Genomic DNA, 13,825 nt, shown 5'->3' with positions numbered 1-13,825 from the left:
TCACCTCGGCGCCGGCGTGCTCAGGGTCGGCACGGGGACCGGACCGTAGCGTCGCCACCGCGGTCCGGGTGCGTAGGAGCGCAGCTCGTCGACTCGGCGTGCGACAGCGTCGGGATCGGTGAGTTCGGCGCGGGCGTCGGGGTCGCGGAGATAGTGGTCGAGCACGGCGTCGAGGAGTTCGGGTGCGATCTCGAACCGGCGCCGGTCGATGCGGGCAGTATGACCGGGGCGGCGTCGGGATGAGGGACGTAGGTCGCTGTCCTTGCGGTCGTCGATGATCCGCCACGGCAACGGAACTCGTGCGCTCGTCACGGCGCCCCACTGCGGCAGGGCGACCAGCACGACGTACAGGGGATCGGGTTGAACGCCGGATGCCGTGGCGTTCCAGGGTATCCAGGTGTCGGTGGCGTGATCGCTGAAGCGGATTCCGTCCACGGAGAGTGCGATCCGGCCGGGGCGCAGCGTCCGCCGGGCGACGAAGAAGTAGAAACCGACCTGCCACGAGCAGATGACGATCGTCATGATCACGTTCTCGCTCGTCCGGTCTCCGGCGTTCGGGGTCGTCCAGACGGCGGCGAGCAACATCAGCGTCAGCATCCCGATCTGAGCGGGAGCGGCCCAGAAGACCGAAGGTGACTGTCGCAGAACCAAGGCCGGGAAGTCGGTTTCGGTTTCCGCGACGATGTGCTCCGCTCGGGTGCGTGGGCTGTACATGAGGAAACCGATCACCGGATACACCAGAACCGTTGCCCCCAGAGCCAACAGGAAGGTCGTGCCGGTGGGTGCTTCGAGTGGCATTCCTGCTGTTGCCTGTTCGACGAAGACGCCGACGAGAAGTGCGGGGAACAACAGGCCGACGACGGCTGTGAACACGATGACGTACAGTGCCCGCGGATTTCCGTAGGTGCGGAGGTCGGAACCGTCAGAAAACTGCATCGAGAACTCCTCGTCCCAGTCGCGTCACTCCACCGACGGTCGCGTCGAGGAGATCCGCCGTAGCGTCTGCTGCACCTCCGAGTTCGTTCACCCCGGCCATGACCGTTCCCAAGGCGGAGCTCGTGCCCGACTCGTAGATGTGGTCGACCATGCCGGATGTGAAGATTCCGCCGGCGGTTCCCGCCAGCACACCGATCACAGTGCCGACAGCGGTGCCGGCAATGGGAACGACCGATCCGACTGCGGCTCCTACCGCGGCGCCGGTCGTCATCGATGCCATCAGACCCGCGCTGTTGGAGGCCACAGCCTGTTCGAGCGACTCGCCGCCGGCGAAAAAGTCCAGCCCGACGCCGGCGACGAAACCGAGAGCGTTTGCGGCCCCTGCGACTCTGGCGGCAGTTCGGGACAGCGGTACCGCGTCGTCGAGGTGTCTGCCTGTGTCGGCGAGGTCTTGAAGCGGATGCTGAGCGATATCGAACAGACGTCGCAGTTCACCGTAGGGTGTGCCGTCCGGCAGTGCGAGAAATCGTTCCATCGACAGGAGTGCTGCGTTACGAAGACTCTCCCGAAGCTCGAGCAATGCCTTCACCCGACCACTCCGGTACAGGTCGGCGGAGTCGAACCCGGTGGTTGTCAGAAAAGTCGCGGACCACACGTGTCCGATCCAGGTGTTCACGGCAGTTGCGATTGCGACCGACCATCGAGCGTGCACCGCCTCGGCGGCTGCGCTCGCTTCTTGATACGCCGAGGTCCTTCGGAAAGCGGCTTCGTCGTCACCCGGGGGAGGATCGCTGATCGTGTTGCACACCACCGGCAGTCCCGCGGCCGCGGCGCGAGCGCGGATGTCGGCCATGTCGGACAGGGCGCGCGACAGTTCGCCCGCCAGGCCCGCGAAGACATCGGCGGTCCTCGATGTCCGCTCGTGGAAATCGTCGATGGCGTGGACGTGTTCGCTCGACCTGTCGAGGTAGGTCTCGGAAGCGTCGCCGTCCCAGGCGTCGTCGGCGATGCGACGCGCCCGGGCCGCGGCGTCGGCGACGTTCCCGATCGTGGTGCCCAGCGTCGTGCGAATCCAGTCCTCGACCCGTCGGATGTCGGTGGGGTTGCCGGCGATGAAGGTGTCGATCGGCACGGTCACTCCGACCAGGTCCGGACGAGCGCGGCGGCGGCCTCGTCGTCGGCGTCCCGGTACGTCTGCGCTGTGGTCGTCAGCAGGCCACCCGTTCCGCCGAGGAGCTCGACCATGCCGGCGAGGTCGGTGACGATCTGCGCAAGCATGCCGGTGAGCGGGCCGGTCGCGAGACCCGCGTCCACGCTTGTGGGGCAGGTGTCGACGAGATCTGCGGTGTCCGTGGCCGCACCCGTGTAGATGCCTGCGGCCCGATCGAGTTCGTCGGGATCGACGTACAGGCTCATCTCGCGTCTCCGGAGGCCGGGTGTCGACGTTCCGCTTCGGGTATCGGGACGTCGAGCAGCAGCGAATCCCACGGCTGTGCCTCACGCAGTCGCGGGAGCACGTGCGTGGGCAGCACCAGCCACGGTTGCCCGGCGCCGCAACAGGAGTGGAGACGGTCGAGTGCCGTGTAGGCGAGCAGCGCGATGCGGCCGTCGCTGAGATATCGATAGTCGACGGTGGCATCGGCCGGATCCGAGACCGCTTCCGCGCACGGTAGGTAGAGATACGGCGGGAGCACCGTCGGTAGTGCGTCCGCGACCTGTTCCTGCGACATTCGTTCCCCCGTGAGCAGCCCGTCCGATCCCCCGTCGGACTGTCGGCGCGGAGGAGGCTACCAGCGTCAGGGTTTGTGACGAATCACGGGTTGATGCTTACGGTTTCGACCGCGTGCGAGAACGTGAGCCGACGACGGCCGCGACGGCGAGGCCGATCGCAACGCCGACGAGATCGGCGCACCAGTCCCAGAACGATCCGGAACGCCGGACCGCGACGGTGGCCTGGAGGATCTCCGTCAGCACGCCGTAGAGGCCCAGCCACACCACCGTGACGACGGGGGAGATCCGTGCGTAGCGGGAGCAGAGCGCGAGGGCCACGAACATCAGTGCGTGCGTGACCTTGTCGGCGTGCGGCGGACCGCTCGGCACGGTGCCGCCGGGGGAGAGCAGCATCGCGGTGATGACGACGACCGCGACGATCAGTGGCAGAGTGCGGTGCCGGAGGAGCGTGGACGGCACGGTTCAGGCGTTCTTCTTCTCGCCCCGCCGGGCGTCGGCGTCGCTGTCGGTGCTGTGCCCGTCCCGGTCGCGACCGGCGAACAGGACGATGCCCATCGCGGGGATCAACAGGAAGAACAACCACGTGTCGAACGTGAAGAACAACACGAGCGCGACGAGTGGGGTCAGTCCCATCACGATCTCGCGCCAGCGCTCGGAATCGTTTTTCGGGGTGATCACCGGCAGGTCGTCGCGGGTCGTGGTGGGCAGCTCCGTGACGTTGGCGGGCAGGTCGGTGAACAGCACCTGGAGATCGCCCCGCGTCGTGGCGGCCGACGCCTTCGCGCTGCGTTCGTCGAACTCCGACAGTGTCAGCCGGCCGAGTGCGAAGTGTTCGCCGAGCAGGTCGAGCGCCTCACTGCGTTCTGCGTTGCCGATCCGGATGTCGGGGTGTTCTGACATGCCGGTCACACTAACCTGTGCCGTCGGGCCGGCGACAGCCACGGGCGCTCCTCGAAAGGCTGTGATACCCGCTACAGGATCTCCGCCGGAGTAGGAAGGCGCGGCCGGGCACCGCGAGGTCAGGACGGGCCGCGGCCCTCGCCGAGGAGCCGGTAGGCCCGGCGACCGACGACGAACAGCACGCCGAAGGCGATGAGCAGCGCGATCGGATGCCGGAAGACGACGATCACGAGCAACGCGACCAGGATGAACGGAACCAGCGTGAGCAGCTGTTCCACCAGATCACGCGGCCCGGTCGTAGCCATCGCCGCCGGCGCGGAGGGCAGGTCGGCGAAGAGGGGGATCAGGTCGCCGCGCACCGTGGCCTGCGTGGCGAGCGCGACCCGCTCGTCGAACTCCGCCAGGCTGAGACGGCCCGCGGCGAAGTGCTCGCCGAGCAGCGCGACGGCTTCTTCACGCTCGGCGGTGCCTATGCGGATGTCGGGGCGGTCGGCCATGACTCCAGGCTAGTGGTTTTTCGCGCGCAGGAGCCGGGCCGCGACACGGCCGATACGACGAGTCCCCCGCATCGTGAGCGATGCGGGGGACTCGTCGGGAGCTGCCGTGTTGCCCGAGCGTTGCTCGAGCGGCGTCCTACTTGATCTCGGTGAGCACGGTGCCCTGGGTGACCGCGGCACCCGGCTCGACCACCAGGCCGGTGACGACGCCCGCCTTGTGAGCGTTGACCGGGTTCTCCATCTTCATGGCCTCGAGCACGGCGATGAGTTCGCCCTCGGCGACCTCCTGGCCCTCGGTGACCGCGACCTTGACGACCGTGCCCTGCATGGGTGCGGTCACCGCGTCGCCCGACGCCTTGCCGGCGCCGCCGCCACCGCGCTTGCGGGGCTTCGGCTTCTTGCGGATCGCGCCGGCACCGCCGCCGTTACCGCCGAGCGAGAACTGGCCGGGCAGCGACACCTCGACGCGGCGTCCGCCGACCTCGACGACGACGTTCTGACGCGGCAGGGCCTCGTCCTCGTCCTCGATCGGGGCACCACCGGTGTACGGCTCGATGGTGTTCTCCCACTCGTTCTCGATCCACTTGGTGTAGACGTCGAACTTCTCGCCGTCGCCCACGAACGCCGGGTTCCGGACGATGTGGCGGTGGAACGGGATCACCGTGGCCAGGCCCTCGACCTCGAACTCGGCCAGCGCACGGGCAGCGCGCTGCAGCGCCTGCTCGCGGGTCTCACCGGTGACGATCAGCTTGGCGAGCATCGAGTCGAACTGACCGCCGATGACGTCGCCCTGGACGACACCCGAGTCGACGCGCACGCCGGGGCCCGTGGGCTCCTTGTAGACGGTGATCGGGCCGGGGGCGGGGAGGAAGCCGCGACCGGCGTCCTCACCGTTGATGCGGAACTCGAAGGAGTGGCCGCGCGGGGTCGGGTCCTCGGTGAGCTCGAGCTTCTCGCCGTTGGCGATGCGGAACTGCTGACGCACGAGGTCGATGCCGGCGGTCTCCTCGGTGACCGGGTGCTCGACCTGCAGGCGGGTGTTGACCTCGAGGAAGGAGACGGTGTCGCCCTGCACGAGGTACTCGACCGTGCCGGCGCCGTAGTAACCGGCCTCGCGGCAGATGGCCTTGGCGGAGTCGTGGATGCGCTTGCGCTGCTCGTCGGTCAGGAACGGCGCGGGGGCCTCCTCGACGAGCTTCTGGAAGCGGCGCTGCAGCGAGCAGTCGCGGGTGCCGGCGACGATGACGTTGCCGTGCTGGTCGGCGATGACCTGGGCCTCGACGTGGCGGGCCTTGTCGAGGTACTGCTCGACGAAGCACTCGCCGCGACCGAAGGCGGCGACGGCCTCACGAGTGGCCGACTCGAACAGTTCGGGGATCTCCTCGATGGTCTGCGCGACCTTCATGCCGCGTCCACCGCCGCCGAAGGCTGCCTTGATCGCGACCGGCACGCCGTACTTCTTCGCGAACTCGACGACCTCGTCGGCGTTCTTGACCGGGTCCTTGGTGCCGGCCGCCATCGGAGCCTTGGCGCGCTCGGCGATGTGGCGGGCGGTGACCTTGTCGCCGAGGTCGCGGATGGACTGCGGCGAGGGGCCGATCCAGATGAGGCCGGCGTCGATCACGGCCTGGGCGAAGTCGGCGTTCTCGGAGAGGAAGCCGTAGCCGGGGTGGATGGCGTCGGCGCCGGACTTGGCGGCGGCGTCGAGGATCTTGTCGAACACCAGGTAGGACTCGGCCGAGGTGTTGCCGCCCAGCGCGAACGCCTCGTCGGCGAGCTTCACGAACTGTGCGTCTGCGTCCGGTTCGGCGTAGACGGCGACACTGCCGTAGCCCGCGTCCTTGGCGGCTCGGATGACCCGCACAGCGATCTCGCCGCGGTTCGCGACGAGCACCTTCGTGATCTGCGCGCTGGCATGACTGGGCACGGAGCCTCCTGTTGATCGATCGTTAGGTTATTTCCGTCGACGGGCAGTCTAAGCGGCGATCGGATCGACGATGTAACCGGATGCCCATATACATTACGGCGGCCGTTCGAGCGCACAATGCTACTCACCGGTAGGTGGGACTGCTGCCGTTTCCGGCTGCGCGATCCACGGCCCACCCACCGCGACCTCGTGCATCAGTTCGCGAGTGCGCGTGAGAAGGCTCGGAACGTTCTCGCCCGCGATGGTGTTGTCGGGGAATCGCGCCGACATGTTCACACCCTCGGGCGTGCGATTGATCCACACGTAGACGTCGTGCGTGAAGCTGCGGCTGCGCAGCGCCTGGGCGTTCCATTCGGGCCACTGGGCCGCCATCGGCACGAACCGCACGTCCATGTACGAGACGACGAAACGGGGACGAATGGGCACGCCGAGGAGTTCACCCACCCGCACGAACGGCACCCGGGCGCTCGCGCGGGTGCGGTGCAGTTCGTCGCCGGCCCGCATCGCCAGAGTGTCGAAATCCGTTGTGTCCGTGAGCTTCAGATCGATCGGGCGCAGGCCGACGAACCAACCGAGCGAACCCGCCCAGATCGGCCCGGCGCGGGTGTGTGCGGGCGCGACCGTCCGGAACCGCTCCGCGCCGGTGAACTCGGCCGTCGCCCGGCCGAAACACGCCAGCACACCGGCGAAGAAACCCGTCCCGGCGCGCCGGCAGCACGCCGCGAAGGCACTCGCCTCGTCGTCGTCGAACCAGCGTTCCGAGAGTCGCTGCTGGGGTGTGGCGTGCGCGGGTCGCGGACCGATCGGAAGGGGGAAGGCGGGCGGTTCGCCGCCGCATTCGGTGAGGGTCCGCCGCCAGATCTGCACGGCCTCGTCGTGGTCGTCGAGCTGCGCGGAGTCGTCGCGTTCGGCGGCGCCGAAATCGATGTAACTGCCCACCGGGAACAGGTCGGCGGCGCGACCGGTGCGCTCCTCCTCGTAGAGCGCCGAGATCTCGTGCGCCACGAGCACCACCGAGTACCCGTCGATGATGGAGTGGTCGGCGCCGAAGAAGACCGTGAACCGCTCGTCGGTGTCCTTCGCGCTCCCCGCGTCGTCGGCATTCCCGTCCGGTGTCCGCTCGAGCGTCGCGAAGACGTAGGACGGCCACAGGTGCGGCGTCGTGTAGTCGTCGAACAGGCCGAGGAGGTGGTCGTGGATGGTGCCGGGATCGGCGGGATCGTGCCGGATGGGCCGCACCGACACCCGGCCCGGGGGAGCGGTGCGCCGCACCAGACCGCCGCCGCTCTGCTCCTCGGCGAGGTGCGCGTGGCTGCGCAACGGTTCGTGCCGGTCGATCCACCGCTGCAGGGACCGCCGGAACCGCTCGGTGTCGAGCGGACCGGCGACCTCGAAGGCCGTGCCGAGCCACGAGTCGCGGCCCCCGCCGTACCGGACCCCCGAGGTACGCCTCAGATGCGCCTCGTGGATGTACGAGGCGGGGCGGGGGTCCTCGCGCCAGTCGTCCTCGGCCGCGCACGGCAGCCATTCGGTGAGAACACCCGGGGGGATCCGGTAGTCGGCGAGCTCGGTGAACTCCATGACCGCGTCAGGCTCGGAGGTGCCGCTTGATACGCGTGAGCATCGCGCTCATTCCTCGCAGCCGCAGCGGGCTGACCGCCTCGGCGAGCCCGAGCGACGCGTAGAAATCGTCGGGTACGTCGAGGATCTCCTGCGCGCTCAGACCATCGAGTCCCTGATGCAGGATCGACGCGAAGCCGCGCGTGGTCGGCGCTTCCGCGGGGGCGCTGAAGTGGAGCTTCACCCGCGAACGGTCGGATGCGTCGACGGACAGGAACAGCGGCGACTGGCACTCGGGCACCGGCTCCATCGCCGCCTCCTCCAGCTCCGCGGGAAGGGGCGGGAGCTCGCGGCTGAACTCCAGTAGCAACTGCAGCTTGTCCTGACCCTCGACGGCGGCGAAGTCGTCGACGATCTCGGCGAGCGGGGCGGGGATGCTCATGCTGCCGGCGCTTCTCCGGGCTCCTCGCCCTTGACGATGGGCACGCGGACCGCGTTGCCCCACTCGGTCCACGAACCGTCGTAGTTGCGCACGTTCGAGTATCCGAGCAGGTAGGTGAGCACGAACCAGGTGTGGCTCGAACGCTCGCCGATCCGGCAGTAGGCGATCACGTCGGCATCCTTGTCGATGTCGCCGTAGATCTCCTCGAGTTCGGGCCGCGAACGGAACCGGCCGTCCGGCGCCGCCGCCTTCGCCCACGGGATCGACACCGCGGTGGGGATGTGGCCGCCGCGCAGGGCGCCCTCCTCCGGGTAGTCGGGCATGTGGGTGCGCTCGCCGGTGTACTCCTGCGGCGACCGCACGTCGACCAGCGGGCCCTTGCCCAGGTGCGCGAGGACGTCGTCCTTGAACGCGCGGATCAGCGCGTCGTTGCGCTCGACGACCGGGTAGCCGCTCGTCGTGGCGACGGGGATGTCGAGGGTGGTGTCGCGGTTCTCGGAGATCCACGCGTCGCGGCCACCGTCGAGCAGACGGACGTCCTCGTGACCGAAGAGGGTGAAGACCCACAGCGCGTAGGCGGCCCACCAGTTGGACTTGTCGCCGTAGATGATCACGGTGTCGGTGCGGCGGATGCCCTTGCGGTCCATCAGCGCGGCGAACTGCTCGCCGTCGATGTAGTCGCGGGTGACGGGGTCGTTGAGATCGAGATGCCAGTCGATCTTCACCGCACCGGGGATGTGCCCCACGTCGTAGAGCAGGACGTCCTCGTCGGACTCTACGACCTTCACTTCGGGATGGCCGAGATGAGCGGACAACCATTCCGTCGACACGAGACGGTTGGGATCCGCGTAGACGGCGAACGAAGGGTTGCTATCGGGTGCGACGGGCACATGGGCTCCTGAGGCTGTGGTGGCAGGTGCGCCGTCGATTCTAGGCGGTACCGTGACGGGACGTGACCCGCAGTGACACCAACGGCGACCGGGCGGTCCCGGTCGAGCTCGCATCGCGGGAGCACATCGACCTGCTGGTCCGGCGGTTCTACGAACGGGCCCTCGACGATCCCGTGCTCGCGCCGGCCTTCGACGTGCTCGCTGTGGTCGGACTCGACGACCATCTGGTGGTCGTCGGCGACTTCTGGGAGCAGATCCTCTTCCGCACGACCCGCTATCGCGGAGCATTCGTGCCGGTGCACCGGGCGCTGCACGGACACCACGGACTGACCCCCGCCCGATTCGAGCGGTGGCTGCAGTTGTGGTGCGGGACCGTGGACGAGATGTTCCACGGCGTGGACGCGGAGCGCGCGAAGAGCAAGGCCGCGGCGATGGTGGGCTCGTTGCAGAAGACCCTGTACGGCGGCACGGCTCGATAGAGCCCGCGCGACCGGATTCGCCGGTCCGGCTCAGTTCTCGAGCGACTCGAGGGGGATCGCGGCGTTCTCGGCCCACAAGCGTGCGACGGAGATGCCGACCTCGGCGAGGAGGCGCCGCACCAGCGGCAACCCGATGCCGATCACCGACGACGGATCGCCCTCGATGCGCTCGACGAACCAGCCCCCGTGACCGTCGAGCGTGAAGGCACCGGCCACCTCGAGCGGCTCACCGCTGTCGAGATATGCCTCGAGTTCCTCGTCGGTGGGGGTGCCGAAGTGTACGACGGTGCCGCTGTGGTCGGCGGCCTCCGCGACGACCTCGTCGTCCCGGATGCGGAGCACGGCGTGGCCCGTGAGCAGCTCACCGCTGCGACCGGCCATCGTCCGCCAGCGCTTCCGGGCCGCCTCGACGGTGCCGGGCTTGCCCTGCAGAGCACCGTCGATCAGCAGCATCGAATCGCATCCGATGACGACGGCGTCGCGCAGCCTCTGCTCGCGCAGGACGGGCAGGATGTCGGTGGCCTTGGCTCGGGCGAGCTCGGTGACGACCTGCGCCGGTGGCGTGCCGGGCCCGAGGGACGCGATCAGTGCGTCCTCGTCGACCTCCGACACCTGCACCAACGGCTTCACGCCCGCCGCGTGGAGAACCGCGAGGCGGGCGGGTGAAGCCGAGGCCAGAACGAGCCGGGGCATGTCAGCCGCGGTTCGGGTACGAATACGGCGAGAACGGCGCCCACCGACGGTGCATCCGCGTCGGATCACCCCAGGTCTCGGGCGGCCGGGTGTCGACGACCTCGTCGCTCGCCGACGCAGCGGCAGCGGCGAGCACGGCGACGAGAGCCGCGATCTCCTCGTCGGACGGGTTGCCCTTGACGATGCGGATGGCGGCCGCGGTCTCGGCGACCGCGGTGTTCTCCTGGGGCGCTTCGGCCGCACCGTCGGCGGCCGTGGCCTCGACCGCGGGCGACTGCTCTTCGACCTCGAACTCGGTGATGATCTTGTCCTCTGCCGTCGCTGTCACAGGGCACCCCCCGGATACGCGTCCACACGGGCATCGGATGCCCACCGGGTCGCTGTCATGTCGATCCCTCTCTCGGGTTCATCGCACGTCGTCGGCGACGTGCTACGCCGTACGGTCGCGGCAGGACCGGGATGCGCCCGGTCCTGCCGCGGAGCGTCACAGCGGAATGTTTCCATGCTTCTTCGGCGGGAGCGAAACCATCTTCCGCTCGAGCAGGCGCAGCGCGGAAACGATCTGACCGCGCGTGTGCGACGGCGGGATCACCGCGTCGACGTAACCGCGCTCGGCCGCGACGTACGGGTTCACCAGGGTGTCCTCGTACTCGTTCTGCAGCTCGAGGCGCAGCGCGTCGACGTCCTCGCCGTTCTTGGCGGCCTCGAGCAGGCGCTTGCGGTAGACGAAGCCGACGGCGCCGGAGGCACCCATGACGGCGATCTGCGCGGTGGGCCATGCGAGGTTGACGTCGGCACCCATGTGCTTGGAACCCATGACGTCGTACGCGCCGCCGTAGGCCTTACGGGTGATGACCGTGATCTTGCCGACGGTCGCCTCGCCGTAGGCGTAGAGCAGCTTGGCGCCGCGGCGGATGATGCCGTTGTACTCCTGCTCCGTGCCGGGCAGGAAGCCGGGAACGTCGACGAGCGTGATGATCGGCACGTTGAACGCGTCGCAGGTGCGGACGAAGCGCGCGGCCTTCTCGGATGCGTCGATGTCGAGGCAGCCGGCGAACTGCGTGGGCTGGTTGGCGACGATGCCGACGCTGCGGCCGTCGACGCGACCGAAGCCGACGATGATGTTCTTCGCGCGCTCGGCCTGGACCTCGAGGAACTCGTCGTCGTCGAGCAGGCGACGGATGACCTCGTGCATGTCGTACGGCTGGTTCGGCGAATCCGGGATGAGCGTGTCGAGCTCGATGTCCTCCGCGGTGAGGGAATCCTCGATCGCGCCCTCGATCGGGTCGCTCGGCGCGAGACGCGGCGCAGCGGCCTGGTTGTTGCTGGGCAGGTAGGACAGCAGGTCCTTGACGTAGTCCAGGGCGTCCTGCTCGCCGTCGGCGACGTAGTGCGCGACACCCGACTTGACCATGTGGGTGTGGGCGCCGCCGAGGTCCTCCATCGTGACGTCCTCGCCGGTGACGGTCTTGATGACGTCGGGGCCGGTGACGAACATCTGGCTGGTCTGGTCGACCATCACGACGAAGTCGGTGAGCGCGGGGGAGTAGACGTGACCACCGGCCGCGGGGCCCATGATCAGCGAGATCTGCGGGATGACACCGGAGGCCTGCACGTTGCGGTGGAAGATCTCACCGTAGAGGCCGAGGGAGACGACCCCCTCCTGGATGCGCGCGCCGGCGCCCTCGTTGATGCCGATCAGCGGACGGCCGGTCTTGAGGGCCAGGTCCATGACCTTGACGATCTTCTCGCCGTAGACCTCGCCGAGGCTGCCGCCGAAGACGGTGGCGTCCTGCGAGAAGACGCAGACGTCGCGGCCGTCGATCGTGCCGTAGCCGGTGACGACGCCGTCGCCGAGCGGACGGTTGTCGGCCAGGCCGAAGTTGGTGCTGCGGTGGCGAGCGAGGGCGTCGAGCTCGACGAACGATCCTTCGTCGAGGAGCGCCTGGATGCGCTCGCGAGCGGTCAGCTTGCCCTTGGCGTGAACCTTCTCGACTGCGGCCTCACCGACCGGGACCCGGGCCTGTGCTTGACGGTTGCGCAGGTCGGCCAGCTTGCCGGCGGTGGTGTGGATATCGGGCGTACTCGCCGCCTCGGGCGCGGACGGCTCCTGGACAGTGGTCATGGCCAGTCAGCTTAGCGATCGTCATACAAGGCCGCTGCATCGAGGTCCCGAAGGCCGGACCACCACTCCGGACCTACCGGCGGGTAGGTAGCGAAGGTCCACTTTAGGCTGTGTACATGGCATCCGACCGGCCCACGACCGATCTTCTCGCCCTCCGCACACCGCTCGACGAGGCGGCGCTGCGCGATGCCCTCGTCGGCGCCGAGCGCGAGGGCTTCTACACACGCCTCGACGTCGTCGCGGACACGGCGTCGACGAACGCGGATCTGCTCGCCGTCGCCGCGGACGGCGACGACCGCCGCGTGCTGCTCGCCGAGTTCCAGCACGGTGGCCGCGGCCGCCACTCGCGCACCTGGAACGGTGTGCCCGGAGCGCAGGTCATCGTGTCGGTCCTGCTGCGGCTGCCCGAGTGCCCGCTGCAGAACATCGGCTGGCTCCCGCTGCTGTGCGGTATCGCCGCCGTCGACGCCGTGCGATCCGTCACCGGCGTTGCTGCACAACTGAAATGGCCCAACGACGTCCTCGTCGACGGACGCAAGCTCGCCGGCATCCTCGTCGAGGTCGCAGCCACCTCGCCGGCGCCCACGGTGGTCGCGGGGATCGGCATCAACGCCACCCTCGGACGCGACGAACTGCCCGTCCCCACCGCCACCTCGCTGCTGCTCGAGGACGCCACCGAACTCGATCGCACTCCGCTCGCGCAGGCGCTGCTCGCCGGTTTCGGCGACCGGATCCGGGCGTGGGCCCGAGCGGGATGGGACACCACCGAACTCGCCGCGGCCTACCGCGAACGGTGCAGCACGGTCGGGCAGCGTGTCCGCGCGATCCTGCCCGGCGACACCGAACTGCACGGTGTCGCGACCGACGTCGACGACCAGGGACGGATCGTGATCCGGCCCGACGGTGGGGGCGAAGCCGTGGCGGTCGCTGCGGGCGACATCACACATCTGCGACCGGTCTGAGCCCCCTGCGACCGCTCGCATCGGTACAAGACCGACATATGCCATCGTGGGCGGTATGGGATACCCGGAGGACGCCCTCGCACCCGAGGAAGAGTTGCTTCTGCATCGGCATTCGCACTGGAAGTCTCTCGTGCTGCCGACGGCGACCTTCCTCGTGTCGACGATGGTTGCGGGTTTCCTGCTGGGACTCGTCCAGGCGCGGCTCGACGGTGCCGCCGCGACCTGGTGCGGCCTCGCCGTGGTCGCGGCGTGGATCGGCCTCGTCGGCTGGCGGTGCGTCCCTCCCTTCGTCGGGTGGCTCACCACGCATTTCATCGTCACGGACCGGCGCGTCCTCGTCCGCACCGGTGTGCTCACCCACACGGGCATCGACATCCCGATGGGCCGGATCAGCAACGTCCAGTTCCGGCACGGCCTCGTCGACCGGATGCTCCGGACCGGCACGCTCGTCGTGGTCTCCGCCGCCGACGATCCCATCGAGTTCGACGACATCCCCGACGTCCAGCAGGTGCACGCCCTGCTCTACCGGCAGGCCTTCGATGCGCAGGACCAGCGTCCCGACGACCGTCACACCACCCGCTATCGGCGCGACGAGCACGAGCACCGCAAGGCCTGGTGACCACGAGTTGCAGGGGCACCGACACGACCCACCGGTAATCCCGACAAAGCGAACCCCGATCCGT

The 13,825-nt window shown here is 68.7% G+C and carries 17 protein-coding genes; 3 read left to right on the top strand and 14 right to left on the bottom strand.

Features of this window, described 5'->3' with window-relative positions; all coding sequences use genetic code 11:
- From CKW34_RS16725 to CKW34_RS16675, 11 genes are all read right to left on the bottom strand, one after another.
- Positions 1–936: a hypothetical protein gene (locus CKW34_RS16725; protein ID WP_059382295.1), complete on the bottom strand. Its 936-nt coding sequence runs from the start codon at positions 934–936 to the stop codon at positions 1–3.
- Positions 923–2,068 (bottom strand): hypothetical protein, encoded by a 1,146-nt coding sequence (locus CKW34_RS16720; protein ID WP_229565202.1) that lies wholly within the window; start codon positions 2,066–2,068, stop codon positions 923–925. The genes CKW34_RS16725 and CKW34_RS16720 overlap by 14 nt, the downstream gene beginning before the upstream one ends.
- 2 nt (positions 2,069–2,070) lie before the next feature.
- Complete coding sequence (locus tag CKW34_RS16715; RefSeq protein ID WP_059382293.1) at positions 2,071–2,352, bottom strand: hypothetical protein; 282 nt, start codon at positions 2,350–2,352, stop codon at positions 2,071–2,073.
- Positions 2,349–2,666 carry an SAV_915 family protein gene (locus CKW34_RS16710; protein ID WP_059382292.1) on the bottom strand — a complete coding sequence of 106 codons (318 nt, stop codon included), beginning with the start codon at positions 2,664–2,666 and terminating at the stop codon, positions 2,349–2,351. The genes CKW34_RS16715 and CKW34_RS16710 overlap by 4 nt, the downstream gene beginning before the upstream one ends.
- A 97-nt stretch (positions 2,667–2,763) precedes the next feature.
- Positions 2,764–3,126, bottom strand: a complete 363-nt coding sequence (locus CKW34_RS16705; protein WP_059382291.1) for a VanZ family protein — start codon at positions 3,124–3,126, stop codon at positions 2,764–2,766.
- A gap of 3 nt (positions 3,127–3,129) precedes the next feature.
- Positions 3,130–3,567: a DUF1707 SHOCT-like domain-containing protein gene (locus tag CKW34_RS16700; RefSeq protein ID WP_059382394.1), complete on the bottom strand. Its 438-nt coding sequence runs from the start codon at positions 3,565–3,567 to the stop codon at positions 3,130–3,132.
- Between the two features lie 119 nt (positions 3,568–3,686).
- Positions 3,687–4,064 carry a DUF1707 SHOCT-like domain-containing protein gene (locus tag CKW34_RS16695; RefSeq protein ID WP_059382290.1) on the bottom strand — a complete coding sequence of 126 codons (378 nt, stop codon included), beginning with the start codon at positions 4,062–4,064 and terminating at the stop codon, positions 3,687–3,689.
- Between the two features lie 136 nt (positions 4,065–4,200).
- On the bottom strand, positions 4,201–5,991 hold the full coding sequence (locus tag CKW34_RS16690) for an acetyl/propionyl/methylcrotonyl-CoA carboxylase subunit alpha (protein WP_059382289.1): 1,791 nt from the start codon (positions 5,989–5,991) through the stop codon (positions 4,201–4,203).
- A gap of 120 nt (positions 5,992–6,111) precedes the next feature.
- On the bottom strand, positions 6,112–7,572 hold the full coding sequence (locus tag CKW34_RS16685) for a condensation domain-containing protein (RefSeq protein ID WP_059382288.1): 1,461 nt from the start codon (positions 7,570–7,572) through the stop codon (positions 6,112–6,114).
- Positions 7,573–7,579: 7 nt separating this feature from the next.
- Positions 7,580–7,993, bottom strand: coding sequence for a SufE family protein (locus CKW34_RS16680; protein ID WP_059382287.1), 414 nt, complete (start codon positions 7,991–7,993; stop codon positions 7,580–7,582).
- On the bottom strand, positions 7,990–8,883 hold the full coding sequence (locus tag CKW34_RS16675; RefSeq protein ID WP_059382286.1) for a sulfurtransferase: 894 nt from the start codon (positions 8,881–8,883) through the stop codon (positions 7,990–7,992). Before CKW34_RS16675 ends, CKW34_RS16680 begins: the two co-directional genes overlap by 4 nt.
- Positions 8,884–8,945: 62 nt before the next feature.
- Here CKW34_RS16675 and CKW34_RS16670 point away from each other — a divergent pair, with 62 nt between their 5' ends.
- A complete protein-coding gene (locus CKW34_RS16670; protein ID WP_059382285.1) occupies positions 8,946–9,362 on the top strand; it encodes a group III truncated hemoglobin in 417 nt (138 codons plus the stop codon).
- Between the two features lie 30 nt (positions 9,363–9,392).
- Here CKW34_RS16670 and CKW34_RS16665 read toward each other — a convergent pair whose 3' ends face one another.
- The 3 genes from CKW34_RS16665 to CKW34_RS16655 form a co-directional block, all read right to left on the bottom strand.
- Positions 9,393–10,055, bottom strand: a complete 663-nt coding sequence (locus CKW34_RS16665; protein ID WP_059382284.1) for a Maf family protein — start codon at positions 10,053–10,055, stop codon at positions 9,393–9,395.
- 1 nt (position 10,056) lies between these two features.
- A complete protein-coding gene (locus tag CKW34_RS16660; RefSeq protein WP_059382283.1) occupies positions 10,057–10,383 on the bottom strand; it encodes an acyl-CoA carboxylase subunit epsilon in 327 nt (108 codons plus the stop codon).
- A 156-nt stretch (positions 10,384–10,539) separates the two neighbouring features.
- A complete protein-coding gene (locus CKW34_RS16655) occupies positions 10,540–12,180 on the bottom strand; it encodes an acyl-CoA carboxylase subunit beta (RefSeq protein ID WP_016694905.1) in 1,641 nt (546 codons plus the stop codon).
- A 116-nt stretch (positions 12,181–12,296) separates the two neighbouring features.
- Here CKW34_RS16655 and CKW34_RS16650 point away from each other — a divergent pair, with 116 nt between their 5' ends.
- Positions 12,297–13,142: a biotin--[acetyl-CoA-carboxylase] ligase gene (locus tag CKW34_RS16650; RefSeq protein ID WP_059382282.1), complete on the top strand. Its 846-nt coding sequence runs from the start codon at positions 12,297–12,299 to the stop codon at positions 13,140–13,142.
- Positions 13,143–13,197: 55 nt separating this feature from the next.
- Positions 13,198–13,761, top strand: coding sequence for a PH domain-containing protein (locus CKW34_RS16645; RefSeq protein WP_059382281.1), 564 nt, complete (start codon positions 13,198–13,200; stop codon positions 13,759–13,761).
- The last annotated feature ends 64 nt before the right edge of the window (positions 13,762–13,825 follow it).

It is taken from the genome of Rhodococcus rhodochrous, from assembly GCF_900187265.1.
In the GTDB taxonomy this organism is placed as follows: Bacteria; Actinomycetota; Actinomycetes; order Mycobacteriales; family Mycobacteriaceae; genus Rhodococcus; species Rhodococcus rhodochrous.
Note: the sequence above shows the minus strand (reverse complement) of the source record. Positions and strands in the feature narration are given on the sequence as shown.

Excerpts from the sequence above, each read along its gene's own strand:
- CKW34_RS16715 (WP_059382293.1), bottom strand. The coding sequence starts at position 2,352 with ATGAGCCTGTACGTCGATCCCGACGAACTCGATCGGGCCGCAGGCATC.
- CKW34_RS16685 (WP_059382288.1), bottom strand. The coding sequence starts at position 7,572 with ATGGAGTTCACCGAGCTCGCCGACTACCGGATCCCCCCGGGTGTTCTC.
- CKW34_RS16680 (WP_059382287.1), bottom strand. The coding sequence starts at position 7,993 with ATGAGCATCCCCGCCCCGCTCGCCGAGATCGTCGACGACTTCGCCGCC.
- CKW34_RS16650 (WP_059382282.1), top strand. The coding sequence starts at position 12,297 with ATGGCATCCGACCGGCCCACGACCGATCTTCTCGCCCTCCGCACACCG.
- CKW34_RS16700 (WP_059382394.1), bottom strand. The coding sequence starts at position 3,567 with ATGTCAGAACACCCCGACATCCGGATCGGCAACGCAGAACGCAGTGAG.
- CKW34_RS16665 (WP_059382284.1), bottom strand. The coding sequence starts at position 10,055 with ATGCCCCGGCTCGTTCTGGCCTCGGCTTCACCCGCCCGCCTCGCGGTT.
- CKW34_RS16710 (WP_059382292.1), bottom strand. The coding sequence starts at position 2,666 with ATGTCGCAGGAACAGGTCGCGGACGCACTACCGACGGTGCTCCCGCCG.
- CKW34_RS16645 (WP_059382281.1), top strand. The coding sequence starts at position 13,198 with ATGGGATACCCGGAGGACGCCCTCGCACCCGAGGAAGAGTTGCTTCTG.
- CKW34_RS16655 (WP_016694905.1), bottom strand. The coding sequence starts at position 12,180 with ATGACCACTGTCCAGGAGCCGTCCGCGCCCGAGGCGGCGAGTACGCCC.
- CKW34_RS16695 (WP_059382290.1), bottom strand. The coding sequence starts at position 4,064 with ATGGCCGACCGCCCCGACATCCGCATAGGCACCGCCGAGCGTGAAGAA.
- CKW34_RS16725 (WP_059382295.1), bottom strand. The coding sequence starts at position 936 with ATGCAGTTTTCTGACGGTTCCGACCTCCGCACCTACGGAAATCCGCGG.